We start from the raw sequence: 21,154 nt of genomic DNA on the forward strand, positions 1-21,154 counted from the left end.
CATTTCCTGCCGCCTCCGGTCTGGACAAACACCCTCCAAGCACGGCAACTGTTCCTGCCTCTAGGATCGGGACAAGAATGCAGACAGACAGCCTGAGCGACAGAATTCTGAAGGGCGAGCGTCGGGCGCTGGCGCGTGCGATCACCCTTGTTGAAAGCAACCGCGCCGATCACCGGGCACAGGCCAGCGACCTTCTGGCACAGCTTGCCGGTTCGGGCCGTCAGGCGCTGCGCATCGGCCTGTCCGGCACGCCCGGCGTGGGCAAGTCCACCTTCATCGAAAGCTTAGGCATGATGCTGACCGGGCAGGGGCTGCGCGTCGCGGTTCTGGCGGTCGACCCCAGCTCGGCCCGCTCGGGCGGCTCGATCCTGGGCGACAAGACCCGGATGGAACGCCTGAGCCGCGAACAGAACGCCTTCATCCGACCCTCTCCCAGCCAGAGCCACCTTGGCGGGGTCGCCCGCCGCACCCGCGAGGCCATCGCCCTGTGCGAGGCCGCAGGCTATGACGTGGTGCTGATCGAAACCGTGGGCGTGGGGCAGTCGGAAACGGTGGTGTCCGAACTGTCTGACCTGTTTCTGCTGCTGCTGGCCCCGGCGGGCGGTGACGAGTTGCAGGGCGTCAAACGCGGCATCATGGAAATGGCCGATATCATTCTGGTCAACAAGGCCGATGGCGACCTGAAAGCCACCGCCACCCGCACCTGCGCGGATTATGCCGGCGCACTAAGGCTGTTGCGCAAACGCCCACAGGACCCCGAAGGCTTCCCCAAGGCGATGACCGTATCCGCCGTCGAAGAACACGGGCTGGAACAGGCCTGGGACGAAATGCAAACCCTGACTAAATGGCGCCGCGACACCGGTATCTGGGAGGCCAACCGCGCTGCCCAGGCCCGCTACTGGTTCGATCAGGAGGTCCGCCACGCCCTTCTCGCCCGCCTCGACACACCGCAGGCCCGCGCCGAGATGGAGCGCCTGAACGACGAAGTCTCGCAAGGGCGACTCAGCCCGGCGGTCGCTGCCGGTCAGCTTCTGGACACGCTCGGCTAAAGGGCCGTCATAGACGTTTCACCTTTTGCCAAATACTCTTGCCAACGGCATGGCCCGTCCGGGCCATTCCTGCATGGCAGGCAAAATGAAAGATTTCGCGCAGCCCGTCTTGACCCTCCGTGCGATTCCCACTACACGCATCCAACCAGTTTTCGGGCGCGACTTCGGGTTGCGCCCCTTGTGATTTGGCCGCGGGTATCCAGCCCGGCCTCCAGAAACAAAGGAAGAAACCATGTCGCGCCGTTGCGAACTGACCGGAAAAGGCCCGATGACTGGCAACAATGTCAGCCACGCCAAAAACAGAACTCGTCGTCGTTTTCTGCCGAACCTGAATGACGTTACCCTGCAGTCCGAAACTCTGGGCCGTGGCGTCAAGCTGCGCATCTCGGCGGCTGCGCTGCGTTCGGTTGACCACCGCGGTGGTCTGGACGCGTTCCTGGCTAAAGCCAAGGATGATGAGCTGTCGGCAAACGCTCTGAAAGTGAAGAAAGAAATCGCCAAGGCGCAAGCTTCGGCCTAAGGTCTTTCACTTACCAGAATTTCGGGCCCTGCACCCTCTCGGTGCGGGGCCTTTTCTGTTGGGCCAGCCCCTTTCGGCCCCCATTGTTCTCAATCTGGAACTAATTTTTTGCCATTGGTGAACTTCTTCACATACAGGATTGCGAATCTGACCTAACGTCACTGTCATTCATCAGGCGGGGGCCACATTATGACGTTAAAAAGTTTTTATCTTTTCCTGTTTCTGGCCGCGGTATTCCGCAAGGCGATTGCAACCTGCACACGGATGCAGCGCTGGGTGAACCGGTCTCATACCAGCTTCACTACAGACAGGGTGAAAAGACCCGGACTGGATTATTGAAAAACAGCTTCAAGCGCGACCCTTTGGCGCTTGAAGCTTTTCCCGCTGCTGACCTATAGCTGGGTCAGGATGAGACCTGTTGTTACCAGATTTCTGCCTTATGCGCTGTCCCTGCTGCTGGTTCTGACCGGGCAGGGGCTGGCCATGTCGCGCGGCATGGACAATGCCGTGGGCCAGATGGTGCTGTGTACGGGCACCGGCCCGGTCGTCGTCTATATGGACGAAAACGGGCAACCGACTGCACCGCCGCATTATTGCCCGGACTACGCGATATCCCTGCTGGGGGCCGTTGCAGTTGCCGAACCGGCACTGCCAGCCGCACCGGAACAGGCGCAGCCGTCACCGCTGCGGCATCTGGGCAACCAGATCGCCCTGCCGGTTCCCGCAACCCCGGCCCGCGCGCCTCCTGTCAGCGTTTGAAACCCACCCTTTTCAAACCTTTATACAGGAGAGGCGCGATGTCCCTCAAAACCACTCTGCTTGCAACTCTGGCCGCCGTGTCGCTGGCCATCCCCGCCTTTGCCGAAGGCCCCATCACGGTTGACGACGCCTATGCCCGGTCCTCGGGCAAGACCGCCATCGCCGGAGCCGCGTTCATGATGATCCACAATCAGGGCGACGCCGATGACCGGCTGATCGGTGCAACCTCGGACGCGGCAGCGCGCGTGGAATTGCACACCCACAAGGTCGATGAAAACGGCGTGGCCAAGATGGTGCATGTCGAAGAAGGCTTTGCCATTCCGGCCGGTGAAACCCACATGCTGAAACGTGGCGGCGACCATGTGATGTTCATGGGGCTGACGGCCCCGTTCGAACAGGACGCCATGGTGCCGGTCACGCTGATCTTTGAAAAGGCAGGCGAGGTCGAGATCGAGATCCCCGTGGATCTGGAGCGTCAGGACAAAGGCGGCCACGGATCACATTCGAACTAGGGCAGCGCCTGTCTTCCGGCCGCGCTGCGGCCCTCATCCATGCGTCAGGCCGGGCTTTGCCCGGCCTGTTTTCCATGCGGCTGCGGACAGTGCTATTTGTTGATGGTTTTCATACCGACACGGTCACCGGCCTGGCGGAATCGGGACGCCAGCCAGAACATGACCGCGGCAATGGCCAGTGCCGAAAAGGCGATGCCCCATCCAAGTGCTGCAAGCGCGACCGCCGGCCAGATCATCAAAACAAGCCCGACCACAAGCGCGACAAAACCCGAGGCGCGCATGGAGCCGCGTTGAGGGTCTCTCTCGTGCATTTGCCCAGATGCCGCCAGCGAACCGATCCCGATAATCAGCGCCCATGCGCCCATGAGGAAAAAGGCCAGTTTGACCGTGCCTTCCGGCCAGATCAGCAGGACAAGCCCGATCAGAAGCGCACCGATTGCAGCGCCGCCCATTACCCCGCGACGCCCAACGCCCAAAAGTGTCAGGCCACCATCGAGGATCAGCAGCACGCCAACCAGCCGCAGCAGCAACGCGATGCTGCCAGACGGCCAGAACAGCGCTGCAATACCGACAAGCCCGGCCAATACTCCGCGCAGCAGAAAGGTCCACCACAGGCTGGAAAGCTGCTCTCCCAGCATGTCGCGCCCGGCCATGCTGCCTTCACCCAGAATTTCACCGGTCCGGGGGTCCTGATCCGTCATGTCTTGTCCTCCAGTCGTTTCGGGGCATTCTAACCGAATTAAGCGAGTGTTGTCTGTACTTTAACTATGCGGCGCAAGCAGGTGCCCGACCCATCGCGGAACTGTCTGGGTCGCTTTGCCGACAACTCTTTCATCAAACCCGGATGCGCCCGGCGACGGTTCCAGATTGATCTCGATCGTCCGAGCGCCCGCCGCTTGTGCTTCGTGCACGAACGCTGCTGCCGGATAAACCTGACCCGAGGTGCCAATGGCGGCAAAAAGCCACGCGCTGCTCAGGTGGTCATAAATCTCGTCCATGAAATAGGGCATTTCACCAAACCAGACCACATCGGGCCGGGCCGTGGGCCGCGCACAGGCGGGGCAGGATTCTCCAACCGCCATTTCGGGCGGGGCAGTCCAGCGATGGCCACAGGCTGAACACAGCGCGCCCGCCAAAGTTCCGTGCATGTGGATGACATCCTTTGCGCCGCCCGCCTCGTGCAGGCTGTCCACGTTCTGGGTTACGATCACGACGTCTCCGGGCCAGTCCCGTTGCAGCCGGGCCAGTGCTTCATGTGCGGCATTGGGTTGAACTTTGGAGGCCTGAACCCGCCGCGCATTGTAAAACCCTTGAACCAGTGCGGGGTCGCGGGCGAATCCTTCCGGTGTGGCGACATCTTCGATGCGGTGCTGGGCCCACAATCCACCCTCATCGCGAAAGGTGCTCAACCCGCTTTCGGCGGATATACCGGCCCCGGTCAGAATCACGATCTTTTCCATTTCTCCTCCGCGCGGTACAGCTTGGTGCATGACACACCGTATCCTCTTTGTCTGCCTGGGCAATATCTGCCGCTCTCCCGCGGCCGAAGGCGTCTTTCGCGCCCGCGCACCGCATCATGCAACCGACAGTGCCGGAACCATGGGCTGGCACAAGGGCAATCCGCCCTATGGCCCGATGCAGAAGGCCGCAATCCGCAGAGGCATCGACCTCGGCGACCTGCGCGCGCGCCAGTTCACCGTCGCGGATTTCAACCGGTTCGACCTGATCATCGGCATGGATGACCAAAACATCGCCGATATCGAAGATCTGCGCCCGCCGGGTAACGGCACGCCGGTTCGCCTGCTGACGGATTTCGCCCCTCAGACCGGTGCCGATCATGTACCCGATCCGTATTACACGCGGGATTTCGACGGTGCTCTGGACCTGATCGAAGCAGCGGTTGACGGGCTTGCCGCCCATCTGGACACCTAGCCGCCGGTCACCCGCAACTGGCCACTCAGCCAGGGCAGCTTGGCAAGCGCCGGGTCCACGATCTGGTTCTGCATCAGACGCCGGGTCATACTCGCAACCTCCTGCGGGACCTGATCGGACCACTCGGTGCGCGCCAGCAGCGATATGTTGCGCGAGAAATCCCCGAACGGGGCAGGGTGCGCCTCCAGCCCCTCATGGAACCGCGCCGCGCGCATGAAGCCCAGCGGCGTGGTGATCGCCCAGCCCAGACCCCGCGCCACCATGGCCATCAGCGCCATGTGCGAGCCGATCTCGAACCGTTCCTCGAACACCTGCGAGCGGCGCGCCAGATGCGCCTCGATCTGGCGGCTGATCAGCTGTTCGCGGGCATAGCGCAGAAACGGAAGCCGCTCCTGCACGGCCTCGACGCCCCCCGATCCCTGCGGGGCCACCAGAATGAACGGATCCCGGACCAGAGGGTATTCGACCACCCCCTCCAGCACTTCGCCGCTATGGGCGGTGACCGCCATATGTAGGCGCTGCTCGGCCAGCGCCTCGAACAGATCAAGGCTCGACAGGGTGATCAGCTTGAATTTCGACCGGGTCAGGCTGTCGGCCAGCAAGGTGGCCAGCCGCGGCGTCAGATCATTGTCGAAATCATCGATCAGCCCGATCGACAGCGTGGTCAGATGCCCCAGATCCATGACCGACAGCTCGCTCTGGGCCATGTGCAGCTCGGACAGAACCGCCTCGGCCCGCGCAAGGAAGCTGCGCCCCGCCTGCGTCAGCCGCATCGGTCGCCGCCCGTGATCGACCAATTCGGTCCCCAGCGCGTTTTCCAGATTGCGCAATTGCTGCGAAACGGATGGCTGGCTGAGCCCCGTGATCTCGGCAGCCTGCGCCACCGATCCCGTCCGCGCCAATGCCTCGAACACTTCAAGGCCCCGCAGGGTCAGCCCTTTCATTACCATGCAATACACCTTTCGCTGCGCCTTTCTGGGGCGCAGCGTGGATCAGGTCAAGCATTCTGAACGGGTTAGCTGCAGATCGCCTGCGCCATCTGACCAAAGTTCTGGTACCGATCCCACAGCGCATCATCGCGCGCGGTTTTCGACATCTTCAGCACCTGCGCCTGATGGGGGTCCTTGAACCATTTCGCCACGGTTTTCTGATCGCTGCGCGTCAACGCCTGATCCGCCACACGCTGAATGCAGCTGCACCGGTCCCGCGTCGCGGCCGAGCGGTCCGACGCCATGCACGCCTGCCTGATCTGCGCCGCATCCGCGACCTGAGCCACCACCGTCAGCGATGCCGCACAAAATGCGATAATGAGGAACTGTTTCATACTCGAGCCTCGTTTTTGCCTGCCCGGACGGGTCTTGCGCCCCTCTCGGTCTGCGGCGGAGTATGAATCAAACGGGCGCGCGGATCAATCATACGTTGCGAAAAAGTGATTGCACGATCCGGAAACGATACAGTCCCACCACCCCCGTAGGCCGGGCTTCAGCCCGGCATTGGTCAGTGCAAGTATGGCAGCCAGTCTTCGATGGCTTTGATCATACGTTGTGAGAAAGTGAAGCTCTGAGCTTTTCGCGACTGGTTTGATCTCAAACCGGCCTCACTTGAGGCGGTAATCGCCTTTCCCCAGGAACTCTATATGCCCGTTGTCCCGAAGCTTTTGTAATTGCTGACGTATCTTGGCTCTAACATTATTGTTGTCTGGGTACTTTGCTTGGAGTGCACCTTCGAACGCATAAATATCAGGTAAAGATAAATGCGGCTGCCCGATTTTATCCACGCAATTTAACACATCCAGAAGCCAGCCACGGGCTTGTATGCTCTGGTGTCTCAGAAACTCTAATCGTTTCCAGTCTTGTAGTACAATGCTCCGTTCCCGTACCAAGCCGCCCTTCACTATGCCTATTATCCCGGACGGCGGAATCTTGTTTAATAGGATGTTAGATCCAACCCAACCCGCTCTTCTTGCTGTGGGCTTTAGAGGAGTTCGTTTTTCGATCGCCGAGATTGTAAAGAAATGCTTCGGAACAACATTCAGATTTACGACTTTCTGTTCACGAAGATCGTATTGTAACAGGATCAGATTTGGAGAAGTGTCGGAACTGAGACGTTCAATCTTCGATGAATACGCTCCATCTGCTACCTTTTTACCAAAGGCGCGGCTTTGGCTTTTTAGTTCGAACTCGTCACCGCATTGCTCGCAGTAAAAATCGGCGACGGGCCGATTTGCGCTAAACTGTGAGAGATGGGAGTTGCCGCAATTTGGACAGAACATCCAAGTTTTTGCCCAACGTTCCGTGACAACGCGAGCGGTTTGGCTGGCGCTTTTGAAAGCTGTCTGCGTCTCTTCAAATCCTGTTCTCACGGACTTGCCTTGGAGATTTCAGCTTTCTGCCGTTCGTTCGTTGGCCAGCTTCGAACCTTAAAAGACATCGCCCGCACGTAGTTGGCGGATTCTCCAGCATCTTCACTCGAAATCAGGATTGAGAACTGGTCCGGTCCCGAGCGTTCGACAATGGCGCTCAAGTCTTCACTTTCGAATGGCGTTATTCCCTTTATGTCACTGTCTCCACAGCGGTCATCGCACATGCTCGACCACTCGTCGTCCCAAAATCTATTACATTCCGGGCAGACATATCGATTGCGAAACCAAGCCATTTTTGCAGCACCCTTGCGGTAAACCTCTGCGCCAAAGGAAGTCATACAAATGTCATTTGATCAAAGGCTTTTTGCCAGCTGGCATAGGTCGCTTCGTGATCGTGGTATTGATGGAGCCAATCACTTGATGCCCATTGACCACAGCCCATTTCCGACGCATATCCCCACTCCATGACAGACCTCGCTCATATCCGCAATTTCTCCATCGTCGCGCATATCGACCATGGCAAATCCACCCTTGCTGACCGGCTCATCCAGGAGACCGGGACAGTGCAGGATCGTGACATGAAGGAACAGCTGCTCGACAGCATGGATATCGAGCGCGAGCGTGGCATTACCATCAAGGCCAACACCGTTCGGATCGACTATACCGCCGATAATGGCGAGACATATGTGCTGAACCTGATCGACACCCCCGGCCACGTGGATTTCGCCTACGAGGTCAGCCGGTCGATGCGCGCGGTCGAAGGCTCGCTGCTGGTTGTGGACAGCACCCAGGGGGTCGAGGCGCAGACGCTGGCCAACGTCTACCAGGCCATCGACGCCGATCATGAGATCGTGCCGGTCCTCAACAAGATCGACCTGCCCGCGTCCGACTGTGACCGCGTGGCCGAACAGATCGAGGACGTGATCGGCATCGACGCAAGCGACGCCATTCAGGTCAGCGCCAAGACCGGGCAGGGCATCCACGAGACGCTGGAAGCGATCGTGCACAAACTGCCCGCGCCGCAGGGCACTCTGGACGCGCCGCTCAAGGCGATGCTGGTGGATTCGTGGTACGACGCCTATCTGGGCGTCATCGTTCTGGTCCGCATCATGGACGGCACGCTGAAGAAGGGGATGCGGGTCAAGTTCATGTCGAACGGCACCCTGCACCATGTCGACCGCGTCGGCGTCTTCCGCCCGGAAATGCAGATGATCGACAGCCTCGGCCCGGGTGAGATCGGGTTTCTCACCGCCTCGATCAAGCAGGTCCGCGACACCCGCGTCGGCGACACCATCACCAATGACCGCAACGGCACCGAAGTCGCACTGCCGGGCTTCAAACCCGCGCAGCCGGTGGTGTTCTGCGGCCTCTTCCCGGTGGACAGCGCCGAATTCGAAGACCTGCGCGACGCGATCGAGAAGCTGGCGCTGAACGACGCCTCGTTCTCGTATGAGATGGAAACCTCGGCCGCGCTTGGCTTTGGCTTCCGCTGCGGCTTCCTGGGCCTGCTGCACCTCGAGGTCATCCGCGACCGGATCGAGCGTGAGTACGATATCGACCTCATCACCACCGCGCCCAGCGTGATCTATCACGTCTACATGAAAGACGGTGAGATGATCGAGCTGCACAACCCCGCCGACATGCCCGACCTGTCCAAGGTCGACCACCTTGAGGAACCGCGCATCAAGGCGACCATTCTGGTGCCCGACGAATATCTCGGCGACGTGCTGAAACTCTGCCAGGACCGCCGCGGCATCCAGATGGACCTGACCTATGCGGGCCAGCGCGCCATGGTCGTCTACGACCTGCCCCTGAACGAGGTCGTCTTTGACTTCTACGACCGCCTGAAATCGGTGACCAAGGGCTATGCCAGCTTTGACTACCAGATGACCGGCTACCGTCAGGACGCGCTGGTCAAGATGTCGATCCTTGTGAATGACGAACCGGTCGATGCGCTGTCGACCATGGTTCACCGCGACCGGGCCGAGATGCGGGGCCGCGCGATGTGCGAAAAGCTCAAGGACCTGATCCCGCGCCACATGTTCAAGATCCCGATCCAGGCCGCCATCGGAGGCAAGGTCATCGCGCGTGAGACCCTGTCCGCCCTGCGCAAGGACGTGACCGCCAAATGCTACGGCGGCGACGCCACCCGGAAACGCAAACTGCTGGACAAGCAGAAGGCGGGGAAAAAGAAGATGCGCCAGTTCGGGAAGGTCGATATCCCGCAGGAGGCGTTTATTTCAGCACTTAAAATGGACAGCTAAGGCTGTCCATTTTAAGTGACGGTGGGCGAAAGCGGTTGGCGCAGCCAACTGCGTGCCCACACAGTGGGTTTGAGAAATTTCAAAAAGCGATCGAAAAATGATGGAAGCAAGCTTGTTGTAATATGACAGAGTATTCGATACCGGCGCGACTTTATCGCTACCGATCTTGTTCAACAGCCTATTTTGAAGACGAATTGCGTGCAGTTATAGAGCGCCAAGAGCAGTTTTTTTCTTCGATTGAAACCCAAAATGATCCATTTGATTGCAACCCCAATTTTGTAGCTTCATCAGATGGAGAACTGTTTCAGCTCTACAGCAAAATTGGCAAAAGGTTTTTAGTTTCGCTCGATACACTTCGCGAGCATTTTCCGAACCTTAAGCGAGCCGAACTTCGGCGAAAGCAAAAGCAAGAATTCAGCGTCACACTTGAGAATATTTCTAAGTCAAATGCCACGCTTCTTAGATTTGTTGACACAGTGCGGGCACACTCTCGGATTATTTGTCTCTCCGAAAACTGGAATAATCCCTTGATGTGGGCCCACTACGGCGCGGGTCACAACGGAGTAGTGCTCGGCTTTGAGCCAACGTGGCAAGTTGCCATGGATACTGGTGACGATATTCCGTTGAAAGTAAGCTATGTGGAGCGTCGACCCAAGCTAAGAACTAGCAACTTGATATGTTGGATGGAGCAGTCCAAGATTTCGGATGCTTCTCTAATTCGTCAGGGCGATCAGGCCTTCGAGGCCCTAGTTCTAACAAAGCCAAAAGTCTGGGAATACGAAGAAGAGTGGAGGATACAAAAAAGGTTCGAGGGTCCAAGTTCTTACCAAAAAGTTCCTTCACTCTTGTTAAGTGAAGTTTTGGTTGGAATGCGAGTGTCTGCTAATCTGCTTTCCAAGATCGAAAGAATATGTGGGGACAAAGTGCCCGTATCTAGGATTGAATTGGATTCAGAAACCTTTGAACTAAAGAGATCCTGACTGTCGGCAACCGTAGGATGGGTGTTTACAACCGTCACGTCACCCAACACCACTCTCAAAACAACCCACCCGCCCGGCGGCACCGCCGGGCCGCGCCGACCCGCCCCCGTCAAACCATAGGTTTGCCTTCGGCAAAACGGGCGGCGCGTTTGCGCCTCCCTTCGGGCCGGCGCCGCCCTCCGTTCGCTGATCAACCGCCTAACCCACACCTCACCCGCGCGGCACCAAATGCAACCATTGCATCGGAAAACCGCGCCCCTCGGACAGGATCGGCCATTTGAAATCATCCCCCAACCGGATAATTTCATCCATCTCGGATGTGTCGCGCACGCTTCCGTCCACATAGGCGACATCGAAATACCCGGCGCAGAACGCTTCGATCGCTTTCAGTTTCGCATCGCCATCCTCGACCATCTGGGGGTGCAGTTCGATCAGGAATTCCGATCTGCGGAAATGCGTCAGAAAATCTTCGGTCAACAGGCGGAATTCGACGCCCTCGATATCGATCAGAAAGAAGATGTCCGCAGGGTCAGGGGCCACGCTTGCGATATTTTCAAACGTGTCCGTCAGCGCATCCCCAAACACCGTCACGCGGTCGCCCACGCCGTTATGCTCCGCCGTTTCCCGGATCACATCCCGGCCTTTTGCCGAAACCTCAAAGCACACGCTTTTTTCGAACTGCCCGGCAGCCACCAGCCCGACGCCCCAAAAGCCGTCCGCCGCGCCGATATCCACCAGCACCGGCTTGTCCGAGTTGCTCAGCACCTTCAGGTTCTGCTGCTCATACAGGCCAAAGATTTTCGTGGCCGTATCCGAATGCCCGCCCCAGAATGCGTTTTCGACAAAGCGAAACCCCTTCATCGGCCCGCACAGCACCTGTCCGCGGCTTTGTTCCAGCACGAACAGCGAAAACTCGTTGCGGAACCTGCGCACAACGCTCTTGAACTCTCGATGTTGTCGCTTTGGAAATCGCATGTTCTGTCTGGGGCTTTTCAAGTTGGATCGGACGCCCCCGGATGAGGGCAGTTGCGTGAAACCCCTGTTTAAGTTGTGGCGCGCGGTGTTGGAAGGAAAAACGCAATGCACAATACCGGGCAGGATGGGGTTTACTTCTTGTCCACCTTTCCCGCGCATAAACCCTTGATGAAGTTTCCTTCATGCAGGTTGCAACCGCCGCGCGCGCATCCAATCTCAGTCACAGGCCAGCACGGCCCGCATCCCAAAGGGGGTGCCGATCATCAGATCAGAGATTTCCGTAGCCTGCGCACCGGGACTGTTTTCGACCCCGTTCCGGCCCGTCAGGTGAACTGAAGCGTTTCCGGCCCGGTCGGGTTGTTAAGGGGTATGAACCGCCGTTGCTCACGGATTGCGGCGGAGGGGGTGTTGGTACCACCGCCGGGCCGGAACGCTTCTCAGAAACGGAACCAGCGTCTCCATCGTGCGGAGACAGGCCGAGCGGCCAGTTCACCGCCTGCGACAGGGTCCAGACCGCCCCGCGCAAGAATGCGGCGCTCCTCGGCGCGGGTCATCTGGATCTCGCGGACCTTCAGCGCGGCCTCGCGCGCGGTGACGTAACGGCCGTCCGGACCCGGTTCCATGCCGGGGATGTTGCGCCCTTTCGACCACATCCCGCGCAGCCCCGACAGCGGGTGCTTCCATCCGATCTCCTCATCATCCTGCAACTGCCAGATCCGGTTGGCCTCGGCCATCGAGACCAGCGCGGCCAGCGGCTTGCCGTGCCGGGTCAGGATGATCACCTCGCGCGGGTCCTGGGCACGGGTGATCAGCGGCCCCAGATGGGCGCGGGCATAGGAAATGGTGCAGCGCATCGGCGAATCTCCGTCTGTACGATTCGTAAGATTGGGGGTCCGAGCGTTGTACAAATCGCACAATTTTGCCCTAACGGCCCGCGCGAAGCGTTTTGCACCCGCAGCATCGCAGGAATTTCGGGGGTCAGGTTTATGTCCGGATTTTTCCGCCCTCAACCCTTCGCGGGATGGGCATTTCTCAGGTTATCCACAAAATTCTCCCGCCGGATATCAACATCTTATCCCCGTCTAATTTTCATGCTGCAGTGCTATTTTCTTGTCGGATGCAGGGTGTGGTGCAACAGTCATCTTACCGCACAGGGTCTTCGGAACCGGGGCGGGACGCAAAGGCCAAGGGGGTCTGGGCAGAGAAGGGCGGATCTTAGGATTTGCATTTAACTGCAAAGGCTTACCGGTGGGTGATCAGCCAGATATGGGTCTCAGACCCAGGTCGGGTGGCCATCTTCTCAGACGGCCAATGCATGTCGCGATGGACCTTAGGGGACAAAGCGGCGGCTACAGCCTCTCAGGGGGCTGGGGCGACTGGATCGGAGTGCTCCTCGGGGTACGTCGACCCGGTAAGGCGTCAGGGCGTATCCGAAAGGGTACATGCAAAGACCGCGTCTGCGCACCTGACGCCTTTTCCTTTGCCGAAATTCGGTTTCATACAGGCTACCACTCACCCCTGCCGAACGGGAACGGGGCTCTTCTGCGTGCGCGAAAGAGCCCCGATATAGTGTCAGATATGCAATGCCGCGTCTATGCACCTGTAGGGCTAGACTACTGCGTATGGGCGCACTCTTCAACCATATATTGCGTTAATGTCCGGCCCGCCCGCAAGATAAGCGCGTATTACAGGCTTTCCTGCACGTCCGAAGCTGCGTTCTGGATTGCATCCCCGGCCTTTTCGATATCTTTGCCCGCGCCTTTGGCGGTTTCGCAGGCGGTCAGTGCAAACAGGCTCAGGCCAATCAGAATTACGCGGATCATGTGTGTCTCCTCAGTGCTCGATACGGATTCGGTAGCACCTTTCTCGACACCAAGCCAGAGCTAGCCTTTGTCCTCACCGCAGAACAGCTCGTACACCACCTCAAGCATCCGGCGCGGGCGGTCATCGGCCAACCGGTAGAAGATGGTTTTGCCCTCTCTGCGCGGTATCACAAGCCCCTCCAGCCGTAGGCGGGAAAGCTGTTGTGAAACAGCGGCTTGTCTGGCGGACAACAGCTCCTCCAGCTCGGTAACCGACTTCTCACCGGACACCAGGTGGCACAGGATCATCAGCCGGCCTTCGTGACTGATTGCCTTGAGGAAGTTGGACGCGCGTGTCGCATTATCGACCATACGATCCAGGTCGTGTTGCGACATGTCCTGGGACAGCTGTGGAAGTGCCATCGAATGTGTTCCTTGTGAACCCGTTGACCGGGCGTAGTTTCCGTTACGTAAAGCTCGTCGCCTGCGAGCCACTTCAGTACATGTTTCGATCAATTATTGCTATATGTATGAATCAAAAAACCGTGATTAAAAAAGGGGAACCCCCGGCCGTTTTCCCCGCAGCCCCTTTAGCGGGGCGCAATCATGGATAGGGTACTGCTGCGGAACAGCGGCAGGTGTGACAATCTTATTGACGGCGATCCACATTCATTCCGCGTTCTCACCGACACCCCCTTGCAGCCCCCCGGAGCCAACACTAAGACTCAGGTAACACTTGTTGGGATAATGTCCCGATCCACAGCAAAACAGGCAGGTTACGAATGTTCGATCCCGTAGATACCTACATGAATACGCTTGTTCCCATGGTCGTTGAACAGACCAGCCGGGGCGAGCGCGCGTATGATATTTTCTCCCGCCTGCTGAAAGAGCGGATCATCTTCATCAACGGCCCGATTCACGATGGCATGAGCCATCTGGTCGTGGCGCAGCTGCTGCACCTTGAAGCGGAAAACCCCAACAAGGAAATCTCGATCTACATCAACTCGCCCGGTGGCGTGGTGACCAGCGGTTTGTCGATTTACGATACAATGCAGTATATCAAGCCGAAATGTTCCACATTGGTGATCGGTCAGGCGGCCTCGATGGGATCGGTTCTGTTGGCCGGTGGCGAGAAAGGGATGCGCTTTTCGCTGCCCAACAGCCGGATCATGGTGCACCAGCCCAGCGGCGGATATCAGGGTCAGGCCAGCGATATCATGATCCACGCGGCCGAGACGCAAAAACTCAAGGATCGCCTTTATGATATCTATGTGCGTCATACCGGGCAGACAAAAAAGGCAGTTGAAAAAGCGCTGGACCGTGACAATTTCATGAGCCCGGAAGAGGCCAAGGAATGGGGCCACATCGACGAGATCGTGGAAAATCGCGCAAAAATGGACGCGGATGAGGTCTGAGTTTCGGAGCCTGCGCCTTCGGTGCAGGAACCATTTTGAGATTGTAGCGGCCAAAGCGCTGGCCTAAGCTGCACGAACAGGCGAAAACGCATCCCCGCCGGGGGTGCTGGGATGAGGCCCGAAAGGTAGATCATGGCGACGAATTCAGGCGGTGACGGGAAAAACACGCTCTACTGCAGCTTCTGCGGCAAAAGCCAGCATGAGGTGCGCAAGCTGATCGCAGGCCCGACCGTTTTCATCTGTGATGAATGTGTCGAACTTTGCATGGACATCATCCGCGAAGAGACAAAGGCCAGCGGGCTGAAATCCTCGGACGGCGTTCCGACGCCCAAGGATATCTGCGAAGTGCTGGACGATTACGTGATCGGTCAAGCCACCGCAAAACGCGTCCTGTCGGTTGCAGTCCACAACCACTACAAACGTCTGAACCACGCCCAGAAGGCGGGCAATGATATCGAGCTGGCGAAGTCCAATATTCTGCTGATCGGCCCCACTGGCTGTGGCAAGACATTGCTTGCGCAAACGCTGGCCCGGATACTGGATGTTCCCTTTACCATGGCCGATGCCACAACGCTGACGGAAGCCGGCTACGTGGGCGAGGATGTTGAGAACATCATTCTCAAGCTTTTGCAGGCCAGTGAATACAATGTTGAACGCGCGCAGCGCGGCATCGTCTATATCGACGAGGTCGACAAGATCACGCGCAAATCCGAGAATCCGTCGATCACGCGCGACGTGTCCGGTGAAGGTGTACAGCAGGCGCTGCTGAAACTGATGGAAGGCACCGTGGCCAGCGTTCCGCCGCAGGGCGGCCGCAAACACCCGCAGCAGGAATTCCTGCAGGTGGACACCACGAACATCCTGTTCATCTGTGGCGGCGCTTTTGCGGGTCTGGACAGGATCATTGCGCAACGCGGCAAGGGCTCGGCCATGGGCTTTGGCGCCGATGTGCGTGACAATGACGAGCGCGGCGTGGGCGAGATATTCAAGGATCTGGAACCTGAAGATCTGCTGAAATTTGGCCTGATCCCCGAATTCGTCGGTCGTCTGCCGGTTCTGGCAACGCTGGAGGATTTGGACGAGGAAGCACTGGTCACCATCCTGACCAAGCCGAAGAACGCCCTGGTCAAGCAATACCAGCGCCTGTTCGAGTTGGAAGATGTTGAGTTGGGCTTTACCGATGACGCGCTGAAGGCGATTGCCAAGAAAGCCATCGAGCGCAAAACCGGTGCGCGCGGCCTGCGGTCAATTCTCGAGGATATCCTGCTGGACACCATGTTCGAACTGCCGGGCATGAAAAATGTCAGCGAAGTTGTGGTGAACGAAGAGGCGGTGATGTCCGACGCGCAGCCGCTGTTCATCTATGCCGATGCGGCCAAGGAATCGGCCTCGGCGGGTTGAGGCCGGTCATTTCGCGGCGGCGGGACTTCAGTTGAACAGGTTCAGGGGGCTCTGCACCCGCTGCCCTTCGGGCATCTCCCCCGGGATATTTATAGCCAGATGAAGCTGGGGATCCGTCGCTCGCACGCGAAGGCATGCGCAATCAGGCAGCGGGAGCTTAAGCAAGCTTTCGAACAACAAAGGTGACGGTTTATGACAGTGAAGCGCATTTCTTCGGGCGGTGAGTTTGAGGCGAAAGTCGGCTATTGCCGTGCGGTGGTTGCGGGCGGCTGGGTTCATGTCGCCGGGACCGTCGGGCAGGGCGACGACGTGGTGGCGCAATGCCGGTCAGCGCTGGACATCATCGGCAAGGCACTGGCTGAGGCGGGCGCGGGTTTTGAAGATGTGGTGCGGGTCACCTACATGTTGCCGGACCACAATGAGTTCGCGCCGTGCTGGCCGGTTCTGGCCGAGACGTTTGGCGCCAATCCACCGGCTGCGACGATGATCGAATGCGGTTTGATTGATCCGAAGTACCGGATCGAGATCGAAGTGACCGCCATCCTGCCGCAGTGACACTGGAAGCCCAAGGGGCACTGGACCTTGGCGAGCCTTTGGTCCATACCTTCTCTCGACCGAAATGCCGGAGGCAGCCGATGGGAATCCTGAACAGTCTTTTACGAGCCGTGACCTGGTGGAACGGGTCAACACTGAACACGCAGCTTTATACGGCGCGCAAGGGTGTGAAAGTGGGCGAAGACAATGAAGGCAATGTGTTTTATCGCACCGCCGACGACAGCAGGCGCTGGGTGATTTTCAATGGCGAGGCCGAAGCCAGCCGGGTTGACCCCGAATGGCACGGCTGGTTGCACCGCACTTGGGACGAACCCCCGACCGACAAACCACTGCCGCACAAAGCCTGGGAAAAACCGCATCAGGAGAACCTGACAGGTACGGCGCTGGCCTATGCGCCTGCCGGGTCGCTGCGGCGGGCCAAGCCGGTTGAGCGCAGGGATTACGAGGCCTGGAGCCCGGAATAAACGAGGCGAAGATGTCGACCCATAACTGGACCGAAGTTCTTGTCGGAGGCGTCGTTTTGGCCGGTGCCATCGCGTTTGGCGTTTATGCCAGCCAATCAACCGGCCTGTCGCAAGGTGCTGCGGGCTATGAGCTGGGCGCCTCGTTCCGGTCGCTGGAAGGGGTCGGCGTTGGCACGGATGTCCGTCTTGCCGGGGTGAAAATCGGCACCGTTACCGGGGTCAAACTGAACCCGGATACCTATCGTGCCGACACGACTTTCTCTGTTGCCGAAGGCGTGCTTGTGCCCGATGACAGCGCCATCGTGATCTCGTCCGAAGGGCTGTTGGGTGGAAACTTTGTCGAAGTCATGCCCGGTGGTTCACCCTTCTTTTTTGAACCTGGCGATGAGATTCAGGATACCCAGGGTGCGGTCAGCCTGATCTCGCTGCTGGTCAAGTTCGTAGCCGGAGATGGCAGCGAATGATGCGCGCCGCCCTGATTGCCCTGTTGTTGGCTGGAACCGGCGCCGCCGCGCAGCAGAAAGTCAATTCTGGCCCCGGCGCCATGCTGCGGGGGCTCGACAAAGTCAGTGGCCAGACGGTTGATATCGAATTGCAGACAGGTCAGACCGAAGCTGTTTTCGGGCTGGATGTGGCGCTGGGGGATTGCCGGTATCCGGTGGATAACCCGACAGGCGATGCCTTCGCCTATCTGACCATTTGGGAAACGGGCAAAGCGGACCAGCTGTTTGATGGCTGGATGATTGCGACCTCTCCGGCGCTGAATGCGCTGGATCATGCGCGGTATGACGTTTGGGTCATCCGCTGTATCACACCTTCTGCGGATTGAGTGATCGGCGCGGCAAAGTCAGCGCTCTGGTTCAGGGCTTCTTCCAGTTCTTGCTTGTAGGCACCACGCGGGATTTCGATCGCCCCAAGGGACGCCAGATGCGCGGTCAGGAACTGCGTGTCAAACAGGTGAAAGCAGGTTTGCCGCAGCCGGTCCACAAGATAGGCGAGCGCGATTTTCGAGGCATCCGTGCGGCGCGAAAACATGCTTTCGCCAAAGAACGCGGCCCCCAGCGTCACGCCATAAACGCCGCCCACCAGTGCCGCTCCGTCCCAGACTTCCAGAGAATGCGCATGACCGGACTGGTGCAGCTGGCGATAAAGGGCGTGCAGTTCCGCGTTGATCCAGGTGTCGGACCGGTCAGCGCACCCATCAACAACGCCAGAAAAATCCCGGTTGATTGAAATCCCGAACCCGCAGTTCCGGATGCGGCGGGCCAGACTGCGCGAGATGTGGAACCCGTCCAGCGGAAATATCCCGCGAAACTTGGGATCAACCCAGAACAGTTCAGGATCGTCGCGGTGTTCGGCCATCGGGAAGATACCGATGGAATACCCGTGCAGCAGCAGTTCGGGGGTCAGGCTCATGCCGGTGATAGGGCGACCAGAGGGCGCGGGCCCTCTGGCACTTGGCCCTTATTTTTCCATGTTCTCCGCAAGCCAGCGCTCCAGCCAGTGGATGTTGTACTCGCCGCTGTGCAGATCGGGCTCCTGCAACAGGGCGTGGAACAGGGGCACGGTGGTGTCGATGCCGTCGACGATCAACTCGCCCAACGCGCGTTGCAGACGCGCCAGCGCCTCGGCCCGGTCGCGGCCCTGCACGATCAGCTTGCCAATCAGCGAGTCGTAATAGGGCGGGATCGAATAGCCGTCATAAAGTGCCGAGTCCATCCGCACGCCTAGGCCGCCCGGCGCGTGATAGGCCGTGATCTTGCCGGGGCAGGGCGAAAAGTTCGGCAGCTTCTCCGCGTTGATCCGAACCTCGATGGCGTGGCCGTTGATCTTCAGATCGTCCTGACCGAATGACATCGGTTCACCCGCTGCGACAAGGATTTGTTCGCGCACCAGATCGACGCCAAAGATCCCTTCGGTGACCGGGTGTTCCACCTGAAGGCGGGTGTTCATCTCGATGAAATAGAACTCGCCCTTTTCATACAGGAACTCGATGGTGCCAGCGCCGATATAGTTGATCTTGGCCACTGCGTCGGCGCAGATCTTGCCGATCCGGGCGCGCTCTTCGGCGGTAATGCAGGGGCCGGGGGCCTCTTCAAAGACCTTCTGGTGACGGCGCTGCAACGAACAATCGCGCTCGCCCAGATGCACCGCATTGCCCTTGCCGTCGCCAAAGACCTGAATCTCGATATGGCGCGGCGTGGTCAGATATTTCTCGATATAGACCTCGTCATTGCCAAAGGCGGCCTTGCCTTCGGCGCGTGCGGTCATGAAGGCGCTTTCCATCTCGTTCGCGTTCATCGCGACTTTCATGCCGCGCCCACCGCCGCCAGCCGTGGCCTTGATGATGACGGGATAGCCGAATTCCTCACCGATGCGCTTGGCGTCGGCCAGCGTGGGAACGCCACCGTCCGAACCGGGAACGCAAGGCACACCCAGCGCCTTCATCGTGTCCTTGGCGGTGATCTTGTCGCCCATGACGCGGATATGTTCCGCGGTGGGGCCGATGAACGTGATGCCATGATCTTCGACGATCTGCACGAACTCGGCGTTTTCGGACAAAAAGCCATAGCCGGGATGGATCGCCTGCGCGCCGGTGATCTCACAGGCCGAAATGATCGCGGGCACCGACAGATAGCTTTGCGGGCTGGGCGGGGGGCCGATGCAGACCGATTCGTCCGCCATGCGCACATGCATCGCGTCGCTGTCGGCGGTGGAATGGACGGCAACCGTTTTTATCCCCATCTCGCGCGCGGCGCGGATGACGCGCAGGGCGATCTCGCCTCGGTTGGCAATCAGGATCTTGTCGAACATGGGCCCGCCTTACTCGATGATGACCAGAGGGGTGCCGAACTCAACAGCGTCGCCATCGCCCACCAGCACGCGCTTGACGGTGCCCGATTTGGGGGCGTGGATGTGGTTCATGGTCTTCATCGCTTCGACGATCAGCAGCGTGTCGCCTTCAGACACTGTCGCGCCGACGGAAATGAACGCGGGCGCGCCGGGTTCCGGCTGCATATAGACCGTGCCCACCATGGGCGAGGTGACAGCGCCCGGATGGCTGGCCGGATCCTCGGCAGCAGCAGGGGCCGCCGCGGGGGCCGCAGCCGGTGCCGCAGCAGGGGCGGGCGCTGCCGCAGGAACAGCCATCTGAACCGGAGCGGCCACGGTCTGTGTCATACGGCTGACGCGCACGTTCAGGCTGTCTTCTTCGCCGTATTCGCGTTTGACCTGCAACGCGGTCAGATCGTTTTCGCGCAGCAACTCGGCCAGAGCCTTGATGAATGCCACATCCGCTTCGTGTTTGGTGTCTGTCATGAGTATCCTCGACGGTTCCCCTTTGGCCCGTCTGTTCCTTGCGGGCTCTGATCAAATTACGCAGGGTTATAGGCTAAGCGGCGGTGCATGAAAAGCGCCGACTCGCACCATCTGGCATGCGTTTCACTCGTAATTTAAGGGGTCGGACGCGTCACAGGGGCATCCCCGATAATTTGGCGACCAGTTCAGACAGCTTTCGTGCGCCGAATTTTTCAAGCAAACGGGCGCGGTAAGCCTCGATTGTGCGGTAACTCAGGCCCAGCTCTGCTCCTATTTCCTTGGCCGACAGGCCGCGGCAGGACAGGATGGCCACTTCGCGTTCACGGATGGTCAGTTCAACCAGCGGTCGTTCCTCGGATATGTCGGAAAAGCTCCAGATACCGTGGCGGAACGGGTCGTCGGGCGTCAGCGACCGGCCCCGGGCGCGGCACCAGAATAGATCCCCGCTACGGCGGCGCATGACGCGCTCATCCGTGTAATACCCGGTGCCGCGCATCACCTGCAGGCTGCGTTCGCCGATCCTCTCCCAATCCGCGACCGAAGGGTAAAGGTGCAACAGCGGCATGTTGTGATAGTCGTTTTCTTCTCCGCCAAAGGTGCGGGCAAATTGCAGGTTGCAGCGCCGGATGATCCGGTTTTCCAGCTCAACAAGCCCGATCGGCGCGTATTCAAAGGCGGGGTCGCTCATGCGTGTATGGTGCCGGGAAAGCGCGCGAAAATGAAGGGGGGATGCGATGTCTTGCGCCAGATTGACGCTCGAACCCGATGCTGTGGTCTGCGCCAGTTTGTGAAAGTTGTAAATTTCAGTTGAAAAGAAATGATTAACCTATGGAAACAGATGCTATA

27 protein-coding genes are annotated in these 21,154 nt (G+C 59.0%); 13 read left to right on the plus strand and 14 right to left on the minus strand.

The genetic code is table 11. From position 1 onward, the window contains the following. The first annotated feature begins 77 nt into the window (after positions 1-77). The 4 genes from meaB to AC2FLO_RS16425 all read left to right on the plus strand — a co-directional run bounded on the left by meaB (position 78) and on the right by AC2FLO_RS16425 (position 2,840). Positions 78-1,049: a methylmalonyl Co-A mutase-associated GTPase MeaB gene (gene meaB, locus AC2FLO_RS16410; RefSeq protein ID WP_496753004.1), complete on the plus strand. Its 972-nt coding sequence runs from the start codon at positions 78-80 to the stop codon at positions 1,047-1,049. 232 nt (positions 1,050-1,281) lie between these two features. Continuing rightward, a complete protein-coding gene (rpmB, locus tag AC2FLO_RS16415) occupies positions 1,282-1,569 on the plus strand; it encodes a 50S ribosomal protein L28 (RefSeq protein ID WP_008756960.1) in 288 nt (95 codons plus the stop codon). A 408-nt stretch (positions 1,570-1,977) separates the two neighbouring features. Then, positions 1,978-2,328: a hypothetical protein gene (locus AC2FLO_RS16420; RefSeq protein WP_496806811.1), complete on the plus strand. Its 351-nt coding sequence runs from the start codon at positions 1,978-1,980 to the stop codon at positions 2,326-2,328. A 38-nt stretch (positions 2,329-2,366) separates the two neighbouring features. Further along, on the plus strand, positions 2,367-2,840 hold the full coding sequence (locus AC2FLO_RS16425) for a copper chaperone PCu(A)C (RefSeq protein WP_496753003.1): 474 nt from the start codon (positions 2,367-2,369) through the stop codon (positions 2,838-2,840). Positions 2,841-2,932: 92 nt separating this feature from the next. Here AC2FLO_RS16425 and AC2FLO_RS16430 read toward each other — a convergent pair whose 3' ends face one another. Both AC2FLO_RS16430 and AC2FLO_RS16435 read right to left on the minus strand, forming a co-directional pair. After that, complete coding sequence (locus tag AC2FLO_RS16430) at positions 2,933-3,541, minus strand: HdeD family acid-resistance protein (protein ID WP_496753002.1); 609 nt, start codon at positions 3,539-3,541, stop codon at positions 2,933-2,935. 60 nt (positions 3,542-3,601) lie between these two features. After that, positions 3,602-4,300: an NAD-dependent deacylase gene (locus AC2FLO_RS16435; RefSeq protein ID WP_480586273.1), complete on the minus strand. Its 699-nt coding sequence runs from the start codon at positions 4,298-4,300 to the stop codon at positions 3,602-3,604. Between the two features lie 28 nt (positions 4,301-4,328). On the opposite strand from AC2FLO_RS16435, the gene AC2FLO_RS16440 reads away from it, so the two are divergent. Further along, a complete protein-coding gene (locus tag AC2FLO_RS16440) occupies positions 4,329-4,772 on the plus strand; it encodes a low molecular weight protein-tyrosine-phosphatase (protein ID WP_496753001.1) in 444 nt (147 codons plus the stop codon). Here the strand turns inward: AC2FLO_RS16440 and AC2FLO_RS16445 are convergent. From AC2FLO_RS16445 to AC2FLO_RS16460, 4 genes are all read right to left on the minus strand, one after another. Then, positions 4,769-5,722, minus strand: a complete 954-nt coding sequence (locus tag AC2FLO_RS16445) for a LysR family transcriptional regulator (protein WP_496753000.1) — start codon at positions 5,720-5,722, stop codon at positions 4,769-4,771. The two genes, AC2FLO_RS16440 and AC2FLO_RS16445, sit on opposite strands and share 4 nt — an antisense overlap. A gap of 65 nt (positions 5,723-5,787) precedes the next feature. Then, positions 5,788-6,096: a hypothetical protein gene (locus AC2FLO_RS16450; protein WP_496752999.1), complete on the minus strand. Its 309-nt coding sequence runs from the start codon at positions 6,094-6,096 to the stop codon at positions 5,788-5,790. A 273-nt stretch (positions 6,097-6,369) separates the two neighbouring features. Next, entirely contained in the window at positions 6,370-7,134 is a 765-nt protein-coding gene (locus AC2FLO_RS16455) for a DpnI domain-containing protein (protein ID WP_496752998.1), read from the minus strand. Further along, positions 7,131-7,472, minus strand: coding sequence for a hypothetical protein (locus AC2FLO_RS16460; RefSeq protein WP_496752997.1), 342 nt, complete (start codon positions 7,470-7,472; stop codon positions 7,131-7,133). The genes AC2FLO_RS16455 and AC2FLO_RS16460 overlap by 4 nt, the downstream gene beginning before the upstream one ends. 126 nt (positions 7,473-7,598) lie before the next feature. Between AC2FLO_RS16460 and lepA the strand changes: the two genes are divergently transcribed. After that, a complete protein-coding gene (gene lepA, locus AC2FLO_RS16465) occupies positions 7,599-9,398 on the plus strand; it encodes a translation elongation factor 4 (RefSeq protein WP_267367287.1) in 1,800 nt (599 codons plus the stop codon). 122 nt (positions 9,399-9,520) lie between these two features. After that, on the plus strand, positions 9,521-10,378 hold the full coding sequence (locus AC2FLO_RS16470; protein WP_496804111.1) for a DUF2971 domain-containing protein: 858 nt from the start codon (positions 9,521-9,523) through the stop codon (positions 10,376-10,378). A gap of 210 nt (positions 10,379-10,588) precedes the next feature. Here the strand turns inward: AC2FLO_RS16470 and AC2FLO_RS16475 are convergent, their stop codons facing one another. From AC2FLO_RS16475 to AC2FLO_RS16490, 4 genes are all read right to left on the minus strand, one after another. Further along, a complete protein-coding gene (locus AC2FLO_RS16475; RefSeq protein WP_496804112.1) occupies positions 10,589-11,353 on the minus strand; it encodes an SAM-dependent methyltransferase in 765 nt (254 codons plus the stop codon). A gap of 437 nt (positions 11,354-11,790) precedes the next feature. Beyond that, positions 11,791-12,261, minus strand: coding sequence for a type II toxin-antitoxin system Phd/YefM family antitoxin (locus tag AC2FLO_RS16480; protein ID WP_496752994.1), 471 nt, complete (start codon positions 12,259-12,261; stop codon positions 11,791-11,793). Between the two features lie 777 nt (positions 12,262-13,038). Continuing rightward, positions 13,039-13,176 carry an entericidin A/B family lipoprotein gene (locus AC2FLO_RS16485; protein ID WP_209505735.1) on the minus strand — a complete coding sequence of 46 codons (138 nt, stop codon included), beginning with the start codon at positions 13,174-13,176 and terminating at the stop codon, positions 13,039-13,041. A 60-nt stretch (positions 13,177-13,236) separates the two neighbouring features. Further along, the gene (locus AC2FLO_RS16490; RefSeq protein ID WP_480473625.1) at positions 13,237-13,578 is read right to left on the minus strand and encodes an ArsR/SmtB family transcription factor; all 342 of its coding nucleotides are present in this window, start codon (positions 13,576-13,578) and stop codon (positions 13,237-13,239) included. Positions 13,579-13,937: 359 nt separating this feature from the next. Here AC2FLO_RS16490 and AC2FLO_RS16495 point away from each other — a divergent pair, with 359 nt between their 5' ends. The 6 genes from AC2FLO_RS16495 to AC2FLO_RS16520 all read left to right on the plus strand — a co-directional run bounded on the left by AC2FLO_RS16495 (position 13,938) and on the right by AC2FLO_RS16520 (position 17,819). After that, positions 13,938-14,570, plus strand: coding sequence for an ATP-dependent Clp protease proteolytic subunit (locus tag AC2FLO_RS16495; protein WP_209505739.1), 633 nt, complete (start codon positions 13,938-13,940; stop codon positions 14,568-14,570). Positions 14,571-14,702: 132 nt separating this feature from the next. Continuing rightward, positions 14,703-15,971, plus strand: a complete 1,269-nt coding sequence (gene clpX, locus AC2FLO_RS16500) for an ATP-dependent Clp protease ATP-binding subunit ClpX (protein ID WP_209505741.1) — start codon at positions 14,703-14,705, stop codon at positions 15,969-15,971. A 192-nt stretch (positions 15,972-16,163) separates the two neighbouring features. Beyond that, on the plus strand, positions 16,164-16,526 hold the full coding sequence (locus tag AC2FLO_RS16505; RefSeq protein WP_496811724.1) for a RidA family protein: 363 nt from the start codon (positions 16,164-16,166) through the stop codon (positions 16,524-16,526). Between the two features lie 80 nt (positions 16,527-16,606). Further along, entirely contained in the window at positions 16,607-16,990 is a 384-nt protein-coding gene (locus AC2FLO_RS16510; protein ID WP_267364687.1) for an NADH:ubiquinone oxidoreductase subunit NDUFA12, read from the plus strand. A gap of 11 nt (positions 16,991-17,001) precedes the next feature. Beyond that, positions 17,002-17,454, plus strand: coding sequence for an outer membrane lipid asymmetry maintenance protein MlaD (mlaD, locus tag AC2FLO_RS16515; RefSeq protein WP_267364689.1), 453 nt, complete (start codon positions 17,002-17,004; stop codon positions 17,452-17,454). Next, positions 17,451-17,819 (plus strand): DUF2155 domain-containing protein, encoded by a 369-nt coding sequence (locus AC2FLO_RS16520; RefSeq protein WP_480488407.1) that lies wholly within the window; start codon positions 17,451-17,453, stop codon positions 17,817-17,819. The genes mlaD and AC2FLO_RS16520 overlap by 4 nt, the downstream gene beginning before the upstream one ends. Here AC2FLO_RS16520 and aat read toward each other — a convergent pair. From aat to AC2FLO_RS16540, 4 genes are all read right to left on the minus strand, one after another. After that, positions 17,765-18,406 carry a leucyl/phenylalanyl-tRNA--protein transferase gene (aat, locus tag AC2FLO_RS16525; protein ID WP_480586300.1) on the minus strand — a complete coding sequence of 214 codons (642 nt, stop codon included), beginning with the start codon at positions 18,404-18,406 and terminating at the stop codon, positions 17,765-17,767. The two genes, AC2FLO_RS16520 and aat, sit on opposite strands and share 55 nt — an antisense overlap. Before the next feature lie 48 nt (positions 18,407-18,454). After that, positions 18,455-19,804: an acetyl-CoA carboxylase biotin carboxylase subunit gene (gene accC, locus AC2FLO_RS16530; RefSeq protein ID WP_480488403.1), complete on the minus strand. Its 1,350-nt coding sequence runs from the start codon at positions 19,802-19,804 to the stop codon at positions 18,455-18,457. 9 nt (positions 19,805-19,813) lie between these two features. Then, entirely contained in the window at positions 19,814-20,308 is a 495-nt protein-coding gene (gene accB / locus AC2FLO_RS16535) for an acetyl-CoA carboxylase biotin carboxyl carrier protein (RefSeq protein WP_496752992.1), read from the minus strand. Positions 20,309-20,459: 151 nt separating this feature from the next. Then, positions 20,460-20,996: a LuxR C-terminal-related transcriptional regulator gene (locus AC2FLO_RS16540; protein WP_496752991.1), complete on the minus strand. Its 537-nt coding sequence runs from the start codon at positions 20,994-20,996 to the stop codon at positions 20,460-20,462. Positions 20,997-21,154 lie beyond the last annotated feature (158 nt).

The sequence above is a fragment of the Ruegeria sp. TASC047 genome (assembly GCF_059612445.1).

What these genes read in the sequence shown, in the direction of transcription:
- AC2FLO_RS16485 (WP_209505735.1), bottom strand. Translation starts at nt 13,176, where the DNA reads ATGATCCGCGTAATTCTGATTGGCCTGAGCCTGTTTGCACTGACCGCC.
- AC2FLO_RS16490 (WP_480473625.1), bottom strand. Translation starts at nt 13,578, where the DNA reads ATGGCACTTCCACAGCTGTCCCAGGACATGTCGCAACACGACCTGGAT.
- AC2FLO_RS16425 (WP_496753003.1), top strand. Translation starts at nt 2,367, where the DNA reads ATGTCCCTCAAAACCACTCTGCTTGCAACTCTGGCCGCCGTGTCGCTG.
- AC2FLO_RS16540 (WP_496752991.1), bottom strand. Translation starts at nt 20,996, where the DNA reads ATGAGCGACCCCGCCTTTGAATACGCGCCGATCGGGCTTGTTGAGCTG.
- AC2FLO_RS16450 (WP_496752999.1), bottom strand. Translation starts at nt 6,096, where the DNA reads ATGAAACAGTTCCTCATTATCGCATTTTGTGCGGCATCGCTGACGGTG.
- lepA (WP_267367287.1), top strand. Translation starts at nt 7,599, where the DNA reads ATGACAGACCTCGCTCATATCCGCAATTTCTCCATCGTCGCGCATATC.
- meaB (WP_496753004.1), top strand. Translation starts at nt 78, where the DNA reads ATGCAGACAGACAGCCTGAGCGACAGAATTCTGAAGGGCGAGCGTCGG.
- AC2FLO_RS16460 (WP_496752997.1), bottom strand. Translation starts at nt 7,472, where the DNA reads ATGACTTCCTTTGGCGCAGAGGTTTACCGCAAGGGTGCTGCAAAAATG.
- AC2FLO_RS16430 (WP_496753002.1), bottom strand. Translation starts at nt 3,541, where the DNA reads ATGACGGATCAGGACCCCCGGACCGGTGAAATTCTGGGTGAAGGCAGC.
- AC2FLO_RS16440 (WP_496753001.1), top strand. Translation starts at nt 4,329, where the DNA reads ATGACACACCGTATCCTCTTTGTCTGCCTGGGCAATATCTGCCGCTCT.
- AC2FLO_RS16510 (WP_267364687.1), top strand. Translation starts at nt 16,607, where the DNA reads ATGGGAATCCTGAACAGTCTTTTACGAGCCGTGACCTGGTGGAACGGG.
- clpX (WP_209505741.1), top strand. Translation starts at nt 14,703, where the DNA reads ATGGCGACGAATTCAGGCGGTGACGGGAAAAACACGCTCTACTGCAGC.
- AC2FLO_RS16445 (WP_496753000.1), bottom strand. Translation starts at nt 5,722, where the DNA reads ATGGTAATGAAAGGGCTGACCCTGCGGGGCCTTGAAGTGTTCGAGGCA.
- accB (WP_496752992.1), bottom strand. Translation starts at nt 20,308, where the DNA reads ATGACAGACACCAAACACGAAGCGGATGTGGCATTCATCAAGGCTCTG.
- mlaD (WP_267364689.1), top strand. Translation starts at nt 17,002, where the DNA reads ATGTCGACCCATAACTGGACCGAAGTTCTTGTCGGAGGCGTCGTTTTG.
- aat (WP_480586300.1), bottom strand. Translation starts at nt 18,406, where the DNA reads ATGAGCCTGACCCCCGAACTGCTGCTGCACGGGTATTCCATCGGTATC.
- AC2FLO_RS16470 (WP_496804111.1), top strand. Translation starts at nt 9,521, where the DNA reads ATGACAGAGTATTCGATACCGGCGCGACTTTATCGCTACCGATCTTGT.
- AC2FLO_RS16495 (WP_209505739.1), top strand. Translation starts at nt 13,938, where the DNA reads ATGTTCGATCCCGTAGATACCTACATGAATACGCTTGTTCCCATGGTC.
- AC2FLO_RS16505 (WP_496811724.1), top strand. Translation starts at nt 16,164, where the DNA reads ATGACAGTGAAGCGCATTTCTTCGGGCGGTGAGTTTGAGGCGAAAGTC.
- AC2FLO_RS16520 (WP_480488407.1), top strand. Translation starts at nt 17,451, where the DNA reads ATGATGCGCGCCGCCCTGATTGCCCTGTTGTTGGCTGGAACCGGCGCC.
- AC2FLO_RS16435 (WP_480586273.1), bottom strand. Translation starts at nt 4,300, where the DNA reads ATGGAAAAGATCGTGATTCTGACCGGGGCCGGTATATCCGCCGAAAGC.
- accC (WP_480488403.1), bottom strand. Translation starts at nt 19,804, where the DNA reads ATGTTCGACAAGATCCTGATTGCCAACCGAGGCGAGATCGCCCTGCGC.
- rpmB (WP_008756960.1), top strand. Translation starts at nt 1,282, where the DNA reads ATGTCGCGCCGTTGCGAACTGACCGGAAAAGGCCCGATGACTGGCAAC.
- AC2FLO_RS16475 (WP_496804112.1), bottom strand. Translation starts at nt 11,353, where the DNA reads ATGCGATTTCCAAAGCGACAACATCGAGAGTTCAAGAGCGTTGTGCGC.
- AC2FLO_RS16420 (WP_496806811.1), top strand. Translation starts at nt 1,978, where the DNA reads ATGAGACCTGTTGTTACCAGATTTCTGCCTTATGCGCTGTCCCTGCTG.